General features: G+C 45.3%; 1 protein-coding gene. It reads left to right on the top strand.

The annotated features are described in order from the left end of the window. A partial coding sequence (dacB, locus tag ACS8FD_RS15480; RefSeq protein ID WP_439276504.1) for a D-alanyl-D-alanine carboxypeptidase/D-alanyl-D-alanine endopeptidase occupies nucleotides 1-1,207 on the top strand: 1,207 nt, incomplete at both ends.

Here is a 1,207-nt window from a genome sequence, read left to right as displayed (position 1 = left end):
AAACTGGTGCCCAGCTTTATTGCTTTAGATACGTTGGGCGCTAACTTTGTCTGGCAGACACGCGTCTATCATACCGGTATTATTATCGGCGATCGTCTACTCGGTGACTTGGTTATTCAAGGAAGTGGCGATCCCAAAATGACCCATGAGCGTTTGCAGCAGTTACTCTATAAAGTGCAAGCAGCAGGTATTCGTCATATCAACGGTGATATTATTATCGATAGCGGGGTTTTTAAAAATGTTAGCAAAGATCCTGCGGCCTTTGATAACGCACCATTGCGACCTTATAATGCCAGTCCTGATGGTTTTTTGGTAAACTTTAGCACTATCGGCATCAAAAGCTATCCATTAAATGAGGGACAAGCGCAGCTGACTTATAAGCCGCAACTGGCAAATTACCAACTGCCTAACACGATAAATACGCGCTCAGCTTACTGTGGTCAAGCCCGTTATAGCCTAGCGCCGCAGTGGCAATCCCAACAGCTAATCTTAAATACTACTCTACCAACTAGCTGTAAAGAGCACGTCTTTTATGTCGCGTATCCTGATGCCAAAGATTTTGCGGCACGCGTCATTGCTGCCAAATGGCAAGAGCTAGGCAATACGCTAAGCGGGAATGTCATTACTCAAGAAGCCCCTTTTGATGCGGCAAAAAATACAAAACCAACACGTGGTCTAGCAGCGCTGCCCATATCACCGCTCCCTCTTGTTAGTTATCCATCGTTAAATTTAACTCAGCAAATTTATGACATCAATCACTTCTCTAATAATGTTATGACTGAGCAAGTAGCACTATCAATAGGAGCTTATGATGAGACAGCTAATAATAAAATAATAAACAGTCAAACAAGCAGCTTATACCAGTTTGGTAAGCCTACTGCTACAGACTATTCTGTTGCCTTACAAACCATGAGCCAGTGGTGGCAAACTCATCTAAGTACGCCGCCGCCATACTTGACCAATGGCTCAGGACTCTGCCGCGACTGTACAATCGCAGCGGCCAACTTGAGCGAGCTATTAACATACGCTTATAGTCATCCAAGCTTTGATGCCTATGTCAACTCTTTAGGTATCGCGGGTGTCAGCGGTACTATTGCGGCTCATGGCGAGCGCTTACCTGAGTCGGCAGCTATTGGTCGTGCATGGATAAAAACGGGCACCTTAAATAACGTGACTTCGATGGCAGGTTATGTCAAAGGGTCGTCCG

This window comes from Psychrobacter sp. 1U2, from assembly GCF_051847575.1.
Note: the sequence above shows the minus strand (reverse complement) of the source record. Positions and strands in the feature narration are given on the sequence as shown.